The 14,716-nt window shown below is 69.8% G+C and carries 15 protein-coding genes; all 15 read right to left on the bottom strand.

Annotated features, from left to right (window positions below):
* Window positions 1–9 precede the first annotated feature (9 nt).
* Entirely contained in the window at window positions 10–1,278 is a 1,269-nt protein-coding gene (gene secF, locus NF557_RS08305) for a protein translocase subunit SecF (protein ID WP_252623673.1), read from the bottom strand.
* Window positions 1,278–3,161 carry a protein translocase subunit SecD gene (secD, locus tag NF557_RS08300; protein ID WP_252623670.1) on the bottom strand — a complete coding sequence of 628 codons (1,884 nt, stop codon included), beginning with the start codon at window positions 3,159–3,161 and terminating at the stop codon, window positions 1,278–1,280. The genes secF and secD overlap by 1 nt, the downstream gene beginning before the upstream one ends.
* A complete protein-coding gene (gene yajC / locus NF557_RS08295; protein ID WP_252623667.1) occupies window positions 3,161–3,496 on the bottom strand; it encodes a preprotein translocase subunit YajC in 336 nt (111 codons plus the stop codon). The genes secD and yajC overlap by 1 nt, the downstream gene beginning before the upstream one ends.
* A gap of 270 nt (window positions 3,497–3,766) precedes the next feature.
* Complete coding sequence (ruvB, locus tag NF557_RS08290) at window positions 3,767–4,870, bottom strand: Holliday junction branch migration DNA helicase RuvB (protein ID WP_252624024.1); 1,104 nt, start codon at window positions 4,868–4,870, stop codon at window positions 3,767–3,769.
* A 38-nt stretch (window positions 4,871–4,908) separates the two neighbouring features.
* Complete coding sequence (gene ruvA, locus NF557_RS08285; RefSeq protein ID WP_252623656.1) at window positions 4,909–5,508, bottom strand: Holliday junction branch migration protein RuvA; 600 nt, start codon at window positions 5,506–5,508, stop codon at window positions 4,909–4,911.
* Window positions 5,505–6,185, bottom strand: coding sequence for a crossover junction endodeoxyribonuclease RuvC (gene ruvC, locus NF557_RS08280; RefSeq protein WP_252623644.1), 681 nt, complete (start codon window positions 6,183–6,185; stop codon window positions 5,505–5,507). The genes ruvA and ruvC overlap by 4 nt, the downstream gene beginning before the upstream one ends.
* Before the next feature lie 131 nt (window positions 6,186–6,316).
* Entirely contained in the window at window positions 6,317–7,087 is a 771-nt protein-coding gene (locus tag NF557_RS08275; RefSeq protein ID WP_252623642.1) for a YebC/PmpR family DNA-binding transcriptional regulator, read from the bottom strand.
* Window positions 7,087–7,755, bottom strand: a complete 669-nt coding sequence (gene pdxT / locus NF557_RS08270) for a pyridoxal 5'-phosphate synthase glutaminase subunit PdxT (RefSeq protein ID WP_252623640.1) — start codon at window positions 7,753–7,755, stop codon at window positions 7,087–7,089. Before pdxT ends, NF557_RS08275 begins: the two co-directional genes overlap by 1 nt.
* Window positions 7,752–8,678 (bottom strand): pyridoxal 5'-phosphate synthase lyase subunit PdxS, encoded by a 927-nt coding sequence (gene pdxS / locus NF557_RS08265; protein WP_252623638.1) that lies wholly within the window; start codon window positions 8,676–8,678, stop codon window positions 7,752–7,754. The genes pdxT and pdxS overlap by 4 nt, the downstream gene beginning before the upstream one ends.
* Window positions 8,679–8,826: 148 nt before the next feature.
* Complete coding sequence (locus NF557_RS08260) at window positions 8,827–9,375, bottom strand: hypothetical protein (protein WP_252623636.1); 549 nt, start codon at window positions 9,373–9,375, stop codon at window positions 8,827–8,829.
* The gene (locus NF557_RS08255) at window positions 9,372–10,622 is read right to left on the bottom strand and encodes a glycosyltransferase family 4 protein (RefSeq protein ID WP_252623634.1); all 1,251 of its coding nucleotides are present in this window, start codon (window positions 10,620–10,622) and stop codon (window positions 9,372–9,374) included. Before NF557_RS08255 ends, NF557_RS08260 begins: the two co-directional genes overlap by 4 nt.
* The gene (locus NF557_RS08250; protein ID WP_252623633.1) at window positions 10,622–11,605 is read right to left on the bottom strand and encodes a phosphatidylinositol mannoside acyltransferase; all 984 of its coding nucleotides are present in this window, start codon (window positions 11,603–11,605) and stop codon (window positions 10,622–10,624) included. The genes NF557_RS08255 and NF557_RS08250 overlap by 1 nt, the downstream gene beginning before the upstream one ends.
* A gap of 2 nt (window positions 11,606–11,607) precedes the next feature.
* Window positions 11,608–12,228: a phosphatidylinositol phosphate synthase gene (gene pgsA, locus NF557_RS08245; protein WP_252623631.1), complete on the bottom strand. Its 621-nt coding sequence runs from the start codon at window positions 12,226–12,228 to the stop codon at window positions 11,608–11,610.
* 39 nt (window positions 12,229–12,267) lie between these two features.
* On the bottom strand, window positions 12,268–13,284 hold the full coding sequence (locus NF557_RS08240) for a TIGR03842 family LLM class F420-dependent oxidoreductase (RefSeq protein WP_252623629.1): 1,017 nt from the start codon (window positions 13,282–13,284) through the stop codon (window positions 12,268–12,270).
* A gap of 10 nt (window positions 13,285–13,294) precedes the next feature.
* Complete coding sequence (hydA, locus tag NF557_RS08235) at window positions 13,295–14,716, bottom strand: dihydropyrimidinase (RefSeq protein WP_252623625.1); 1,422 nt, start codon at window positions 14,714–14,716, stop codon at window positions 13,295–13,297.

Below are 14,716 nucleotides of genomic sequence, written 5' to 3'. Positions count from 1 at the left end.
GCGCCGTGCTCAGCGCTTCGACCTCGGCGGCCGCTTCGGCTGGTTGCGCGGGCCGCGGGCGCGCGGGTGCACAGTCCGCGCTCGTGGGTGCACGTCGGGGGCGGGCGTGGTCCCGGTCGGCGCTTTGGTGGCGGCGCCCGATGCCTCCGGTGCCTCCGGCAGGTCCTCATCCGGCTCGGTCAGCAGGTCGACCCCACCTGAGCGGGAGGTGGCGTCGATGGCCTCCATCCCGGGAGGGGCGTTGTTGTCGATGGCCTCCATGCCTGGGGGCGCGGAGTAGTCCACCTTGCCGGCCACCCGGTCGGCGCGCTTGGCGATCTTGGCGTCAAGGGCCTTGACCTCCGCCTCCCCTTGGCGCAGGTGCACCAACAGGGGCGTGGCGATGAAGATCGAGGAGTAGGTGCCGACCGCCATCCCGACGAACAACGCGACCGAGAGGTCGAGCAGGGTCCCCGGGCCGATGAACGCGACGCCGAAGAAGAGGATCGCGGCGACCGGCAGCAGTGCCACCACCGAGGTGTTGATGGACCGCACCAGGGTCTGGTTGACCGCCAGGTTGGCCGCGTGGGCATAGGTGGTGCGCTTCGACTCCAGGGCGTACTCGGTGTTCTCCCGCACCTTGTCGAAGACGACGATGGTGTCATAGATCGAGTAGCCGAGGATCGTGAGGAAGCCGATCATCGAGGCGGGCGAGATCTCGATGCCGAGGAGGGCATAGATCCCGACGGTGAACGCCACGTCGTGCAGCAGCGCGATCATGGCGGCCAGGGCCATCTTCCAGGTGCGGAAGTAGAGCGCGAGCACGACGGTCACCAGAGCCAGGAAGGCCACCAGCGCCTGGATCGCCTTGGTGGTGACCGTGTCGCCCCAGGACGGTCCCACGAACGAGCTGGTGACGTTGTCGGGGTTGACGCCGAACTCGTCGGCCAGCGAGGTGATCGCACTGTTCGACTCGTCGACCGTGAGCTCACCGGTCTGCAGGCGCACCGTGCTGTCACCGATCTGGGTGACGGAGACCTCGGGCAGGTCCGGGGCCTGCTCACGCAGCGTGGTCTCAGCCCTGGTCTCGTAGTCCTGCATGTTGCTGACGCCGGGCACCCGCAGCTCGGTGCCACCGCGGAACTCGATGCCAAAGTTGAGTCCCTTGACCAGGATTCCGAAGAGGGAGACCAGCAGCAGCACGGCCGCGATGGTGTACCACAGGTTGCGCCGCCCCACGATGTTGAAGGAGCGCCTGCCGGAGAAGAGGTCGTTGCCAAACTTTGCGAAGCTGAACATCAGACGATGCCTCCCTCGGTCTGTTCGCGGGTCGGGCCGGTCCGTTCCGGTTCAGGCATGGCGAACTGTCCACGTCCCAGATAGGTCGAACGGCGCGCGCCCAGGTGCTCGGGGTCCATCCCCGACCACTTGTGGCCCTCACCGAAGAACTTGGTGTTGGCGAGCATGCTGACCACGGGGTGGGTGAACATGACCACGACCAACAGGTCGATCACGGTGCTCAGTCCGAGCGCGAAGGCGAAGGCCTTGACACCGGACTCGGACAGGAAGTAGAGCACGCCGGCGGCGATCAGGTTGACGAAGTCGGAGATCAGGATGGTGCGGCGGGCCCGCTTCCAGCCGGTGTCCACGGCATACCTGAGCGGTCGGCCGGTGCGGACCTCGTCCCTGATGCGTTCGAAATAGACGATGAAGCTGTCGGCAGTGACACCGATGGCCACGATCAGACCAGTCACCCCGGCCATGGTGAGCCGGAAGTTGCTGGTCCACCCCAGGAGCGTCACCGCGCCGTAGGCCATGACACCGGCGATGATCAGTGAGGCGATCGTCACCAGCCCCAGCGCCCTGTACTGGAACAGCGAGTAGATGAAGACCAGCACCATGCCGATCGCTCCGGCGATGATGCCCAACCGCAGCTGCTCACCGCCGAGCTGAGGGCTCAGCTGCTCGGAGGTCTGCACGTCGAAGCTCATCGGCAGCGCGCCGAACTTCAGCTGGTTGGCCAGCTCCTTGGCGCTGTCGTTGGTGAAGCCACCCGAGATGGTGGCGACACCGTCGTTGATCGGGGTGTTGACACCCGGGGCGGAGATGACCTGTCCGTCCAGGACGATCGCAAACCGGTTCTGCGTGGTGTTCTGCCCGAAACCGAAGAGCCGGGTGGTGATCTCGCGGAAGGCGGTCGTGCCCTCGTCGTTGAACTGCAGTCGCACCTCCACGCGGCCGGTGGGCTGGCCTCCCGCACCGACCTGGAGGCCGGAGCTGGCATCGGTCAGCTCGGCGCCGCTGAGCTCGGAGGGGCCGAGAATGTATTTTTCGGTGCCGTCCACGTTGCAGGCCACCATCGCCTCGGCCATCGGTGTGGTGGCCGCAGCCCGCTGGTTGTCGGCGTCGGAGCAGTCATAGTCGATGAACTGGGCCTGCAGCTCGGGGGTGACCCACGCCAGGTCGCTGGCGTTGGTCGGCACGGGGCCGTCCGTGACGTCAGGGGCCTCGGGGCCGTCTGAGGTCGCGCTGTCGTCGTCAGCTCCCGGCGCCGGTGACTCTGTCGCCTCGGCGCCGTCGTTGCTCTGCGGGACCGGGACCGGACCGCCCGCCTGGAGGACCTGCTGCTGGTCGGCGAGCAACCCCTCGGGATAGGCGGCGTTGGTGGTCTCGGTGTCGTCGGTCGCGGGGTCCGTGCTCTGCTCCGGCGCCTCGGTCGGCTCCTCGACCGGTCCGACCGGCATCGGGAGCTCACGTGGCGGCTCGGTGGGCGCCTGCGTGGCCACGGGGGTCGCCACCAGGACGGTGCGGAAGCGCAGCTGGGAGGACCTGCTCAACGCCTCGAGCTGGGAGGCCGTCGGTGAACCGGGGATGGCCACCTGGATGTTGGAGCCCAGGCGTGAGACCTCGGCCTCGGCCACGCCGCTGCCGTCCACGCGCCGGCGGATGATGTCGATGGCCTGGTCGAGCTGCTCACCGCTGACGCTCGCCCCGCCTTCGACGATCGGCTCGATGACCACCTGCCGACCGCCGGCCAGGTCAAGCCCCAGCAGCGGAGTCCACTGCCCTTTCGGAGTGCCCCACATGCTGGCGGCGCCGATCCCGGTGAAGAGCAGGACGATGATCGCCAGCAGAGCCAGGAGCGTGTTGCGAGAGTGACGGTTGCGCGGGTTGCGCGCCATCAGACTGTCCCGGCCTCGTCGGCGCCCGGCTGCACGTGCGGCGGCTGGTCACCGGGGGCCGGCACGACGGCGCGGCGGTCCCACTGGAGGACGACGCCTGGCGCGGCCTCGAGCATCACGGTGGACTCGTCGAGCTGGGCGATCGTGCCATAGAGGCCGGTCGTGGTCATCACGCGGGCCCCGACCTGCAGGTCGGCCTGCAGCTCCTGCATCTTCTTCTGCCGACGTCGCTGAGACCAGACGATGTAGGCGATCAGGAGGAGCGGCAACAGCAGGAGCAGGCTCGAGGTGAACCCACTCCCACCCGAGTTAGCGGCCGAGGCCATTGGCGACATCAAAGAGTTCCTAACAAACGTCTGTCTGAGGGTGTCCCGGCACCGTGACCGCTGTCGGTCCTCCCGGTGGACACTCGCGGCAGTCTAGGTGACGAGTCTGGGTCCGCCCAACACCACACCCCGCGCGGCAGATCACGGTTCGGTCACCTCTGCCCCAGATGTGGTCGGGGCACCGGCACGACGACCGCCCTCGGGGGCCTGCCGACGGCTGGCAACGTCTCGCGTGGGCACGTGTGCAGACGACCCGGCCGTGGTGGTATGGCGACCCGTTCAGTGGTCGAGACGACCGGGCTGCTCCCCGATCGGCAGCTGGTCCTGGGCGACGCCCGGGTGGGGTGGCGTCAGCCCGAGGTGCTCCCAGGCGGTGCGCGAGGCCGACCGGCCGCGCGGGGTGCGGACGATGTAACCCTCCCGCACGAGGTAGGGCTCGGCCACGGTCTCGACCGTGTCCGGCTCCTCACCGACAGCGACGGCCAGGGTGCCCAGACCGACCGGTCCCCCGCCGAACCTCTTGCACAGCGCCTCGAGGACGGCACGGTCGAGCCGGTCCAGACCCTGCTGGTCGACGTCGAACAGCTCGAGTGCCGCGAGGGCCGCCTCATGGTCCACGATGTGCTGGCCGTGCACCTGGGCCCAGTCCCGGACCCGTCGCAGCAGCCGGTTGGCGATCCGCGGGGTGCCTCGGGAGCGTGAGGCGATCTCATAGATGCCGTCGCGGGTGGCCTCGATCTCCAGCAGCCCGGCGCTGCGGACCAGGATCCGCTGGAGGTCCTCGGTCGAGTAGTAGTCGAGGTGCCCGGTGAAGCCGAACCGGTCCCGCAACGGTGCCGGGAGCAGGCCGGCGCGGGTGGTGGCGCCCACCACCGTGAACGGTGGCAGCTCCAGCGGGATGGCGGTGGCCCCGGGTCCCTTGCCGACGATGACGTCGACCCGGAAGTCCTCCATCGCCAGATAGAGCAGCTCCTCGGCGGGCCGGGCCATCCGGTGGATCTCGTCGACGAAGAGGACCTCGCCCTCGACGAGCGAGGACAGCACCGCGGCCAGGTCGCCGGCATGCTGGATGGCCGGCCCGCTGGTGATCCGCATCGGTTGTTCGAGCTCGGCCGAGATGATCATTGCCAGGGTGGTCTTGCCAAGGCCAGGCGGGCCCGAGAGCAGCACGTGGTCCGGTGGGGCCTGCCTGCGACGCGCGGCCTCCAGCACGAGGCCGAGCTGGTCACGCACCCTCTGCTGGCCGGGGAACTCCGCGAGCCGGCGGGGCCGCAGTGCGGCCTCGACCTGCCGCTCCTCGTCCGTGGCGGCGGCTCCGTCAACCACGCGGGCGGTGGCGTCGACGGAGCCGTCACCGGCACGGTCGGGGCCATCGGCGGACAGCGCCCAGCCCTCGCCCTGGCCAGCCTGATCATGCAGGCTCACCGGCCCAGCTCCCGCAGCGCGGCCCGCAGGAACTCGGACACCTGGGTGGGGGCGCCGCTGGTGGCGACCCTCGCGACCGCGTCGTCAGCCTGCTTGGCGCTCCAGCCGAGGCCGACCAGCGCGGCCTGGACCTGGTTGCTGGTCGCGTCTGCTGCACCGGAGCTGGGGGTCGCGCCGAGGGAGGGCTCGACGCCCATGGCCAGGATCTTGTCCTTGAGCTCGAGGACGATGCGCTCGGCGCCCTTCTTGCCGATGCCGGGCACCTTGGTCAGCGCCACCAGGTCACCGCCGGCGATGGCCTGGCGCACCTGCTCGGGCGGATGGACGGACAGCATCGCCATCGCCAGCCGCGGCCCCACCCCGGAGACGGTCTGGACCTGCTCGAACAGGCCCCGGGCCTCGCTGCTGTCGAAGCCATAGAGCGTCAGGGACTCCTCGCGCACCACCAGCGTGGTAGCCAGGGTGACCTCGCGACCCGTGGTGCAACCGGCAGCGGTGGCCGGCGTGGTGCGGACCTGCAGGCCGACACCGCCGACCTCGACGACGACATGGTCGAGACCGACGTGCAGCACGGTGCCCCGGACAGACGCGATCACTGGGCGCTCCTTCGCACGGCGGTGGCCTTGACTGCGGTGGCCTTGACGGCGGTGGCCTTGACTGCAGGGGCCCCACTCCTGCGGCGGCCCGGGTGCGCGGCGTGCAGCTCCTCTAGCCGGTTGCGCGGCCTGCCGGAGCGCGCAGCCTCGCCCGCGGCACGTTGCAGCGCGTTGCCCTGGGCCGCGTCCTGCAGACGTGCGTCGGCCTGGCCGCGCCACAGGTGGCACACCGCCAGCGCGAGGGCGTCGGCGGCATCGGCCGGCCTGGGCGGGGTGTCGAGTCCGAGGATGCGGGTGATCATCAGGGTGACCTGCGCCTTGTCGGCACGCCCGTTGCCCGTCACGGCAGCCTTGACCTCCGTGGGCGTGTGCAGCGCGAGCGGCAGGCCGAGCCTGGCGGCGGCCAGCATCGGCACGGCAGACGCCTGCGCCGTGCCCATGATCCCCTTGATGTTGGCCTTGGCAAAGACCCGCTCGACCGCGACGGCGTCCGGGCGGTGCTCGGCCAACCACTCGTCGATCTCTGTCTGCAGCGTCAGCAGGCGCTCCTGGGGATCATCACCCACGGGCGTGCGGACGACACCCACGGCGACCATCCGCACCCGGCGGCCTCCGTCGGACTCCACGACGCCCAGGCCGCAACGGGTCAGCCCAGGGTCCACGCCAAGGACACGCACCTGTCCAGCCCTCCTCCGCGGCGCCGGACCTGCGGCCACCTCGCGGCCCGGTCCGAACACCTGTTCGCGAACCACGCTACGACACCGCACGGACAGTCCGGCGCAGGACTCGCCGTGCAGCCTGGCCAGCGTCAGTCGTCGGCGTCGAGCTCGGCGAGGACCTCGTCGGAGATGTCAGCGTTGGAAAAGACGTTCTGCACGTCGTCGCAGTCCTCCAGCGCGTCGACCACGCGGATCATCTTGCGTGCACCGTTGACGTCGAGGGGCACCTGCATGCTCGGCACAAAAGTCACCTCGGCCGAGTCGTAGTCCAACCCAGCCTCCTGCAGCGCCGTGCGCACGGCCACCACGTCGGTGGCCTCGGAGGTCACCTCGAAGGAGTCCCCCAGGTCCGAGATCTCGTCTGCACCGGCTTCCAGCACGACCTCGAGCAGGGCGTCCTCGCTGGTCTCGCCGTCCTCCTGGGTCTTGGGGACGACGACCTGACCCCTGCGCTCGAAGAGGTAGGCGACCGACCCGCTGTCCGCCATGGTCCCGCCGTTGCGCGTCAGCGCGGTGCGGACCTCCATGACGGCACGGTTCTTGTTGTCGGTCAGACACTCGATATAGAGCGCGACACCGCCGGGGGCATAGCCCTCATAGACGAGCGCCTCATAGCTGGCACCGCCGGCCTCCGCGCCCGAGCCGCGCTTGACGGCGCGGTCGATGTTGTCGTTGGGGACCGAGGTCTTCTTGGCCTTCTGGATGGCGTCGAACAGCGTCGGGTTGCCCGCCGGGTCGCCGCCGCCGGTGCGTGCGGCCACCTCGATGTTCTTGATCAGCTTGGCAAAGAGCTTGCCGCGCTTGGCGTCAGTGATCGCCTTCTTGTGCTTGGTCGTCGCCCACTTGGAATGCCCTGCCATCAGTCATCCTTGCTTGTCGCGCGTGCGGTTGCTCTGGTGTTTGCTCGGCTGTCGATGCTACCCGCCTCCCGCACCATCTCCACGAACAGCGCGTGGATCCTCGGGTCGTCGGTCATCTCGGGGTGGAAGGAGGTGGCCAGCACCCTGCCCTGGCGCACGGCCACCACATGCTCGCTGCCCTCACGTTCGACCCGTGCCAGCACCTCGACGTCCTCACCCACGCGCTCCACCCAGGGGGCCCGGATGAAGACGGCCCGGAAGGGCTCCGCCAGCCCGGTGACCGGCAGGTCCACCTCAAAGGAGTCCACCTGTCGGCCGAAGGCGTTGCGCCGCGTGGAGATGTCCAGTGCGCCGAGACAGCGCTGGTCGCGGTGCCCGTCCAGGATCTGACCGGACAGCAGGATCATCCCGGCGCAGGACCCGAAGGCGGGCATCCCGTCGGCCAGCCGGGCGCGCAGGGGCGCATCCAGCTCGAAGATGCGGATCAGCCGGTCGATCGTGCTCGACTCGCCGCCGGGGATGACGAGGCCATCAACCGTCGCCAGTTCGGCGGGACGGCGCACAGGGACCGCTTGAGCACCGGCCAGGGTCAGCGCGCGGACGTGCTCGACCACGTCGCCCTGGACGGCCAGGACCCCGATCAGAGGGGCAGAGGTATGCCGTGTCACCAGCCGCGCTCGGCCAGCCGGTGCGGCTGCGGGATCTCCTCGACGTTGATGCCGACCATGGCCTCACCCAGCCCGCGCGAGACCTTGGCGATCATGTCGGGGTCGTCGTGGAAGGTGGTGGCCTTGACGATCGCCTCGGCCCGGGCCTCGGGGTTGCCGGCCTTGAAGATGCCGGATCCGACGAAGACACCTTCGGCACCGAGCTGCATCATCATCGCGGCGTCGGCGGGGGTGGCGATCCCGCCGGCGGTGAAGAGCACGACGGGCAGCTTGCCGGTGCGGGCGACCTCGGCGACCAGGTCATAGGGTGCCTGCAGCTCCTTGGCTGCGACAAAAAGCTCGTCCTCGGGCAGGCTCTGCAGCCGTCGGATCGCCTGCCGGATCTCGCGCATGTGGGTGGTCGCGTTGGACACGTCACCGGTGCCGGCCTCGCCCTTGGAGCGGATCATCGCCGCGCCCTCGGTGATCCGGCGCAGTGCCTCACCCAGGTTGGTCGCACCACAGACGAACGGCACCGTGAAGGCCCACTTGTCGATGTGGTTGGCGTAGTCCGCAGGGGTGAGCACCTCGGACTCGTCGATGTAGTCCACCCCAAGGCTCTGCAGGACCTGGGCCTCCACGAAGTGGCCGATCCGGGCCTTGGCCATCACCGGGATGGAGACGGCCTCGATGATGCTGTCGATCATGTCCGGGTCACTCATCCGGGAGACGCCGCCCTGCGCGCGGATGTCCGCCGGGACCCGCTCTAGGGCCATGACGGCCACCGCGCCGGCGTCCTCGGCGATCTTGGCCTGGTCGGCCGTGACGACGTCCATGATGACGCCACCCTTGAGCATGTCGGCCATGCCGCGCTTGACTCGGGTGGTGCCGGCCTGCTGACCGGGGGTCGCGCTCGAAGCCGCATTGCTCTCTGGGGTGCTCATCTGCTGGTGCCTTCCGGGCGAACTGGTGCTCGGCATACTGCCGGGGTCACGGGTGCGGGACGCCGCCGGGGCAGTCGTCCCACGTGGTCGTGGGGGTCGGCTGTCCAGTCTACGGTCCCAGGCGCGTGGCACCGCACCAGCCCGGGGCTCAGGCCTCGCGCGGCCAGTCGTCGTCGAAGTTGATCGGCAGCGGCACCCGGGCGCTCCCGGCCAGCCGCAGGGCCCGCACCAACCGGTGCCCACGGACCTGACGCGTCTCACTGACCGCCTCGTTGTGGAAGCGGCGGGCCAGCTTGACCCGCTCCCCCGCGCCCTGCAACCGGGTCAGCAGCTCCGCGACCTCGACGAGGTGCTCGCCCGTCGGCGACTCGGTGAGCCGGATGACCTCGGTCAGCTGCGACTCCGCGTCCAGACGCTCCTGGCTCCAGGGCTCGTCGTGGTCCAGCGCCTGGGCCGACGCCGCGGCCAGCAGCGTGGCCGAGGCGGGGTCGATGCCTGCGACGTAGGCGACCTCCAGGGCAGCCTCGGCGCGGCGCACCAGCTGGGCGTCCAGAGCCGCAGCGGTGCCGATCACGCGGTGGTGCAGCCGGTCGATCCGCACCGCCGTGTAGGAGAGATACCACCCCACGGCCAGCAGGAGCGCCAGGAGCACGGCGCCGATGATGGCGAACTCCAACGGTCCCCAGTCGCTGATCATCGGTCCAGCCACCTGCGCAGGGGCCGTGACACCCGTCGGTTCACGACGGCCCGGGGCGTCGACACCGCGGCCGCGATCGGGGCGGTCCACGCACGGGTCTCCGCAGCCTCTCGGTGCTTGCCGACCGAGTCGCCAGCAGCACGCTCGCGCTCGACCGCGACCGAGTCATAGACCGCCTCGATCCGCGCCCCGACGCGGGACCAGTCAAACGCCAACGCCCGCACCCGGGCCGCCGCGCGGAGCCGCTCCTGCTCGACCGGGTCCTCCAGGACCCGGACCATCTCGGCCGCCAGTGCCCGGTGGTCGCCGACGGGGAAGACCCGGCCAGCGCCCTGGTCGCCGAGCACCGCGGTGAACGCCTCCAGCTCGCTGGCGATCACGGGCGCTCCCGCGCTCATCGCCTCGACGAGGATGATGCCAAAGCTCTCGCCACCGGTGTTGGGCGCGATGTAGGCGTTGGCACCGGCCAGCAGCTCGACCTTCTCCTCCTCGCTGACCAGACCGAGAAAGCGCACACAGTCAGCCACCTGGCCGGACAGGGTCTCCTGGACCTCGCTGATGTCTCCGGGCCCTGCGACCAGCACCTCGAGGTCGGGGACCTGCGCCCGCACCAGCGGCAGCGCCGCCAGCAGCACGGGCAGCCCCTTGCGGGGTTCGTCGAACCGACCGAGGAAGACCACGCGGGCGGCCCCAGGGTCCGGGACGACATCGGTGCCGGTGCAGAAGCGCTGGACATAGACCCCGTTGGGGACGACCACCGTGCTGCCACCGACATGGGCGGCCATGGTGCGGTGCGCAGACTCCGACACGGCGATGCGGGCCGAGATCTTGTCCAGCCCCGGCTGCAGCATCGGCTGGGCCGCGCGCAGCGCCACCGACCGGGTCTGCGAGCTGTGGAACGTCGCCACCACGGGCACCTCGGCCGCCCAGAGCGCCAGCAGCGACAGGCTCGGCGCCGCCGGCTCATGCAGGTGCAGGAGATCGAAGTCGTGCTTGTCGAGCCAGGCCTGCACCCGGTTGGCCACGATCGGGCCGAAGGCGAGGCGGGCGACCGAGCCGTTGTAACGGACCGGGACCGCCCGACCTGCGCTCACGACATACGACGGCAGCTCGGTGTCCTCCTCGGCAGGGGCCAGGACGGAGACCTCGTGCCCCCGGTCGATGAGGTAGTCCGCCAGGTCACGGATGTGCAGCTGGACCCCGCCGGGGACGTCGAAGGAGTAGGGACAGACCAGACCGATGCGCATCAGCGGATCCCGTCCGCGACGAAGACGCGCTGCATCATGTGCCAGTCCTCCGTGTGCTCGCGCAGGGTCTCTCCGAGGTAGTCGGCACAGGCCTGGGTCAGCTCGGTGATCTGCTCGGCCCGGGTCCCGCCCGTCGGCACGGGCACGGCCGGCCCGAACGTCAGCACCACGCGGTATGCGGAGGGGTCCGGTCGGCGCCGACGTGGCAGTGCCCCTCTGGCCCGGTCGGCGAGCGTGCGCGACTCTGCGGGAGCCTCGGCCTCCGGGAGCGGCTCGTAGGTGACGGTCACCGGGTGCAGAGGGGCACCGGTGGCCAGGGCGAGCGCGGCAGGACCACCAGCCATGCGCGCAGCGTGCCCGCACAGCGTGACCTCGATCCCGGACGCGGTCAGGTCGCGATCGGCGAGGAGCGGCACCAGTCCGCCGGCGTGCACCGTGCGGACCAGGGTCGGGAACGGGGGCGTGTCACCGGTCAGCGGCAGGATGGTCATGCCGAGCGCCTCGCGGTAGGCCACGAACTGGTCGAAGACCTCCTCGGGCTTCAGCCGCTCGGCGACCGTCGTCACCCTGGCCAGGTGGTGGGTGGCCCACGCCCCGACGGTGTCCCAGTTGCCCAGGTGCCCGAGGAAGGCCACGACACCCTGACCGCTGTCGAGTGCAGCGCGCGGCGGTCCGTCGCCGACGACGCGCACCGTGGCGGCCAGCTCGGTGGCAGAGCGGTCCGGCAGCCGGAAGGAGTCGCACCAGTAGCGCAGGTAGGAGCGCAGCCCCGCGTGGACCAGTGCCTCGAGCTCCTCGGGGTCGAGCTCGGGGCGGACTCGTGCGTAGTTCGACCGCATCCGCTCCACGCCCTTGCCGCCTCGGCGGAACATGCCGTCGGCGATCCTGTCGAAGAGGCGGTAGGCCACGGGGGCCGGCAGCTTGCGGACGGCCGCCCAGCCCCACCGGTAGGCGCCGACCTGCACCTGCTCGCGGATCGGCATACTCATCCCCCTGCCGTCGTGGCCAGGGCCTGTGCCCGGACGGTGAGGATGCGCTGGAGCACGGTCACCGCGCTGGCGACGGCCAGCAGGGCGAGCACGACCGTGAGCACCCACATGGGCAGGAAGAGCCCGACGAAGGCGGTGGTCGCCAGGACGACGGTGAGCCGGTCGGCGCGCTCGGCGATGCCGACGTCACAGGTGTAGCCGAGGCCCTCGGCGCGGGCCTTGGCATAGCTGGTGACGAAGCCGAGGATCAGGCACACCAGCGCGAGAGCCGCGTTGAGGTCGTGGTCGCCGAGGCCGGTGAAATAGAGGATGAGTCCACCAAAGACCGCGCCGTCACCGATCCGGTCCAGGGTCGAGTCCAGGAACGCCCCCCACGACGTCGTGCGTCCGGACGTGCGAGCCATCGTGCCATCGATCAGATCGGTGATGGCAAAGACGGCGATGAACCAGGAGCCCCACCAGAGCTCACCGCGGGGATAGAACCAGAGCGCGCCGAAGGTCACGCCGAGGACTCCCAGGAGCGTCACGGCGTCTGGGCTCACCCCGAGTCGCAGCAGGAGGCGTGCGAGAGGGGTGAAGACGACGGTGGCGAAAGAGCGCGCGTACTTGTTCAGCATGGCGTGCCCAAGGGTACTGACGTTCTGGACCGGAGTGTGTCAGCCCCTGGCCAGCACGTGCTCGTGGAGAGCCGGGATCACGATCTCGCCATACTGCCGCAGCGTCTCTTCCTTGCTGTCGTGCATGACATAGGCCGCGAACTGGTCGACTCCCAGCTCCTTCAGCGCCGTGAGCTTGTCGATGTGGTCCTGGGCCGTCCCCAGCACGCAGAACCGGTCGACGATCTCGTCGGACACAAAGTCGACGTGGTCGTTGCCGGACCGCCCGTGAGTGTTGTAGTCATAGCCGGTGCGTCCCGCGACGAAGTCGGTGAGTGCCTGAGGCACCGCTCCGGCACTGCCGTAACGGTCCACGATGTCGGCGATGTGGTTGCCCACCATGCCGCCGAACCACCGACTCTGCTCACGCTGGTGCGCCACGTCCGGTCCGACATACGCCGGCGCGGACACACAGATCTTGACCGACATGGGGTCCCGGCCGGCGTTGTCCGCCGCGTCCCGCACCGCCTGGATCATCCACCGCGCGATGTCGACGTCGGCCAGCTGGAGGATGTAGCCGTCGGCGACCTGGCCGGTCAGCTCCAGGGCCTTGGGGCCGTAGGCCGCAACCCACACCTCCAGGGAGGAGCCGGTGGACCACGGGAAGCGCAGTGTCGAGCCGCGGTAGTCGACCGCACGTGAGTTGCCGAGCTCCCGGATCACCTCCACGCTCTCCCGCAGGGTCTTCAGCGTGGAGGGCGCCCCGTTGGTGACCCGGACGGCGGAGTCCCCCCGGCCGATCCCGCAGATGGTGCGGTTGCCATACATCTCGTTCAGCGTGGCGAACACGCTCGCGGTGACCGTCCAGTCACGCGTGGCCGGGTTGGTGACGAACGGTCCCACCGTGACCTTGCGGGTCGCGGCCAGGATCGCCGAGTGGATCACATAGGGCTCCTGCCACAGCAGGTGGCTGTCGAACGTCCACACGTGGCCGAAGCCGTGGTGCTCGGCCAGCTGAGCGAGCTGGACGACGCGGCTGGAGGGCGGGTCGGTCTGGAAGACGGCTCCGAAGTCCACGGGTGCCTCCTCAGACCAGGTACTGACTGAGGCCGCGCCGCAGGTAGCGCCCGTGGCCGGCGGACCCGTGGTAGCTCCCACCGTCGACGAGGACGCGACCGCGCGAGAGCACCGTGTCGACGTGGCCGTCGATCTCGAAGCCCTCCCAGGCGGCGTAGTCCATGTTCATGTGGTGCGTCTTCTCCAGCCCGATCGAGGTGTGGCCCTTGGGGTCATAGATGACGATGTCGGCGTCCGCCCCCGGTGCGATGAGGCCCTTGGCGCCGTAGAGGCCGAACATCCGGGCCGGCGTGGTCGAGGTGAGCTCGACCCAGCGTTCCAGGCTGATCTCCCCGGTGACGACACCTTGATACATCAGGTTCATCCGGTGCTCGACCGACCCGATGCCGTTGGGGATCGCCCGGAAGTCGCCGCGGCCCAGCTCCTTCTGGTCCTTCATGCAGAACGGACAGTGATCGGTGGAGACCATCTGCAGGTCGTTGGTCCGCAGCCCCTGCCACATGGCCTCCTGGTGCCCCTCGGCGCGCGAGCGCAGTGGCGTGGAGCAGACCCACTTGGCGCCCTCGAACCCGGGGGCTCCCAGCTGCTCCTCGAGGGAGAGGTAAAGGTACTGCGGACAGGTCTCGCCGAACACGTTGCGACCTCTGCCCCGGGCCGCGGCCAGCTGCTCGACCGCCTGCTTGGCGCTCACGTGCACGACATACAGCGGAGCCTCGGTGACGTCCGCCAGCATGATCGCGCGGTGCGTCGCCTCCTCCTCCATCTGCCAGGCCCGCGCGATGCCGTGGTAGTAGGGCGAGGTCTTGCCCTGGTTGTAGAGCTGCTCGGCCAGGACGTCGATCGCCGGGCCGTTCTCCGCGTGCATCATCGTCAGCAGACCGAGGTCGGCGGCCTTCTGCATCGCCTGCAGGATCTGCGCGTCGTCGCTGTAGAAGACGCCGGGATAGGCCATGAACAGCTTGTAGCTGCTGATCCCCTCGTCGACCAGAGTCTCCATCGCCTTGAGGGAGAACTCGTCGACCCCACCGATGATCTGGTGGAAGCCGTAGTCGACGGCGCAGTTGCCGCTCGCCTTGTCGTGCCAGGCGGCCAGCCCCTCCTCGACGCGCTCGCCGTAGCGCTGGATCGCGAAGTCGATGATCGTCGTGGTGCCGCCCCAGGCTGCCGCCCGGGTGCCGGTCTCGAAGGTGTCGGAGGCCTCCGTGCCACCGAACGGCATCTGCATGTGGGTGTGCGCGTCGATGCCGCCGGGGATGACGTATTTGCCGGTGGCGTCGATCACGGTGTCCGCACCGGCGGCCAGGTCGTGACCGAGCACCGTGGAGCCTGGGGCGAGGACGGCGACGATCTTCTCGCCGTCCACGAGGACGTCGGCCTCGGTGCGACCGGTGGATGAGACGACGGTGCCGCCGCTGATCAGGGTGGTTGCCAT

It is taken from the genome of Ornithinimicrobium cryptoxanthini (genome assembly GCF_023923205.1).
In the GTDB taxonomy this organism is placed as follows: domain Bacteria; phylum Actinomycetota; class Actinomycetes; order Actinomycetales; family Dermatophilaceae; genus Ornithinicoccus; species Ornithinicoccus cryptoxanthini.
This window is presented reverse-complemented; position numbering and strand designations above follow the sequence as displayed.

Bases quoted from the DNA above. Each gene is read 5' to 3' on its own strand.
- secF (WP_252623673.1), bottom strand. From the start codon at position 1,278: ATGTTCAGCTTCGCAAAGTTTGGCAACGACCTCTTCTCCGGCAGGCGC.
- secD (WP_252623670.1), bottom strand. From the start codon at position 3,161: ATGGCGCGCAACCCGCGCAACCGTCACTCTCGCAACACGCTCCTGGCT.
- yajC (WP_252623667.1), bottom strand. From the start codon at position 3,496: ATGTCGCCAATGGCCTCGGCCGCTAACTCGGGTGGGAGTGGGTTCACC.
- NF557_RS08275 (WP_252623642.1), bottom strand. From the start codon at position 7,087: ATGGCAGGGCATTCCAAGTGGGCGACGACCAAGCACAAGAAGGCGATC.
- pdxS (WP_252623638.1), bottom strand. From the start codon at position 8,678: ATGAGCACCCCAGAGAGCAATGCGGCTTCGAGCGCGACCCCCGGTCAG.
- NF557_RS08260 (WP_252623636.1), bottom strand. From the start codon at position 9,375: ATGATCAGCGACTGGGGACCGTTGGAGTTCGCCATCATCGGCGCCGTG.
- NF557_RS08255 (WP_252623634.1), bottom strand. From the start codon at position 10,622: ATGCGCATCGGTCTGGTCTGTCCCTACTCCTTCGACGTCCCCGGCGGG.
- NF557_RS08250 (WP_252623633.1), bottom strand. From the start codon at position 11,605: ATGCCGATCCGCGAGCAGGTGCAGGTCGGCGCCTACCGGTGGGGCTGG.
- pgsA (WP_252623631.1), bottom strand. From the start codon at position 12,228: ATGCTGAACAAGTACGCGCGCTCTTTCGCCACCGTCGTCTTCACCCCT.
- hydA (WP_252623625.1), bottom strand. From the start codon at position 14,716: ATGGCAACCACCCTGATCAGCGGCGGCACCGTCGTCTCATCCACCGGT.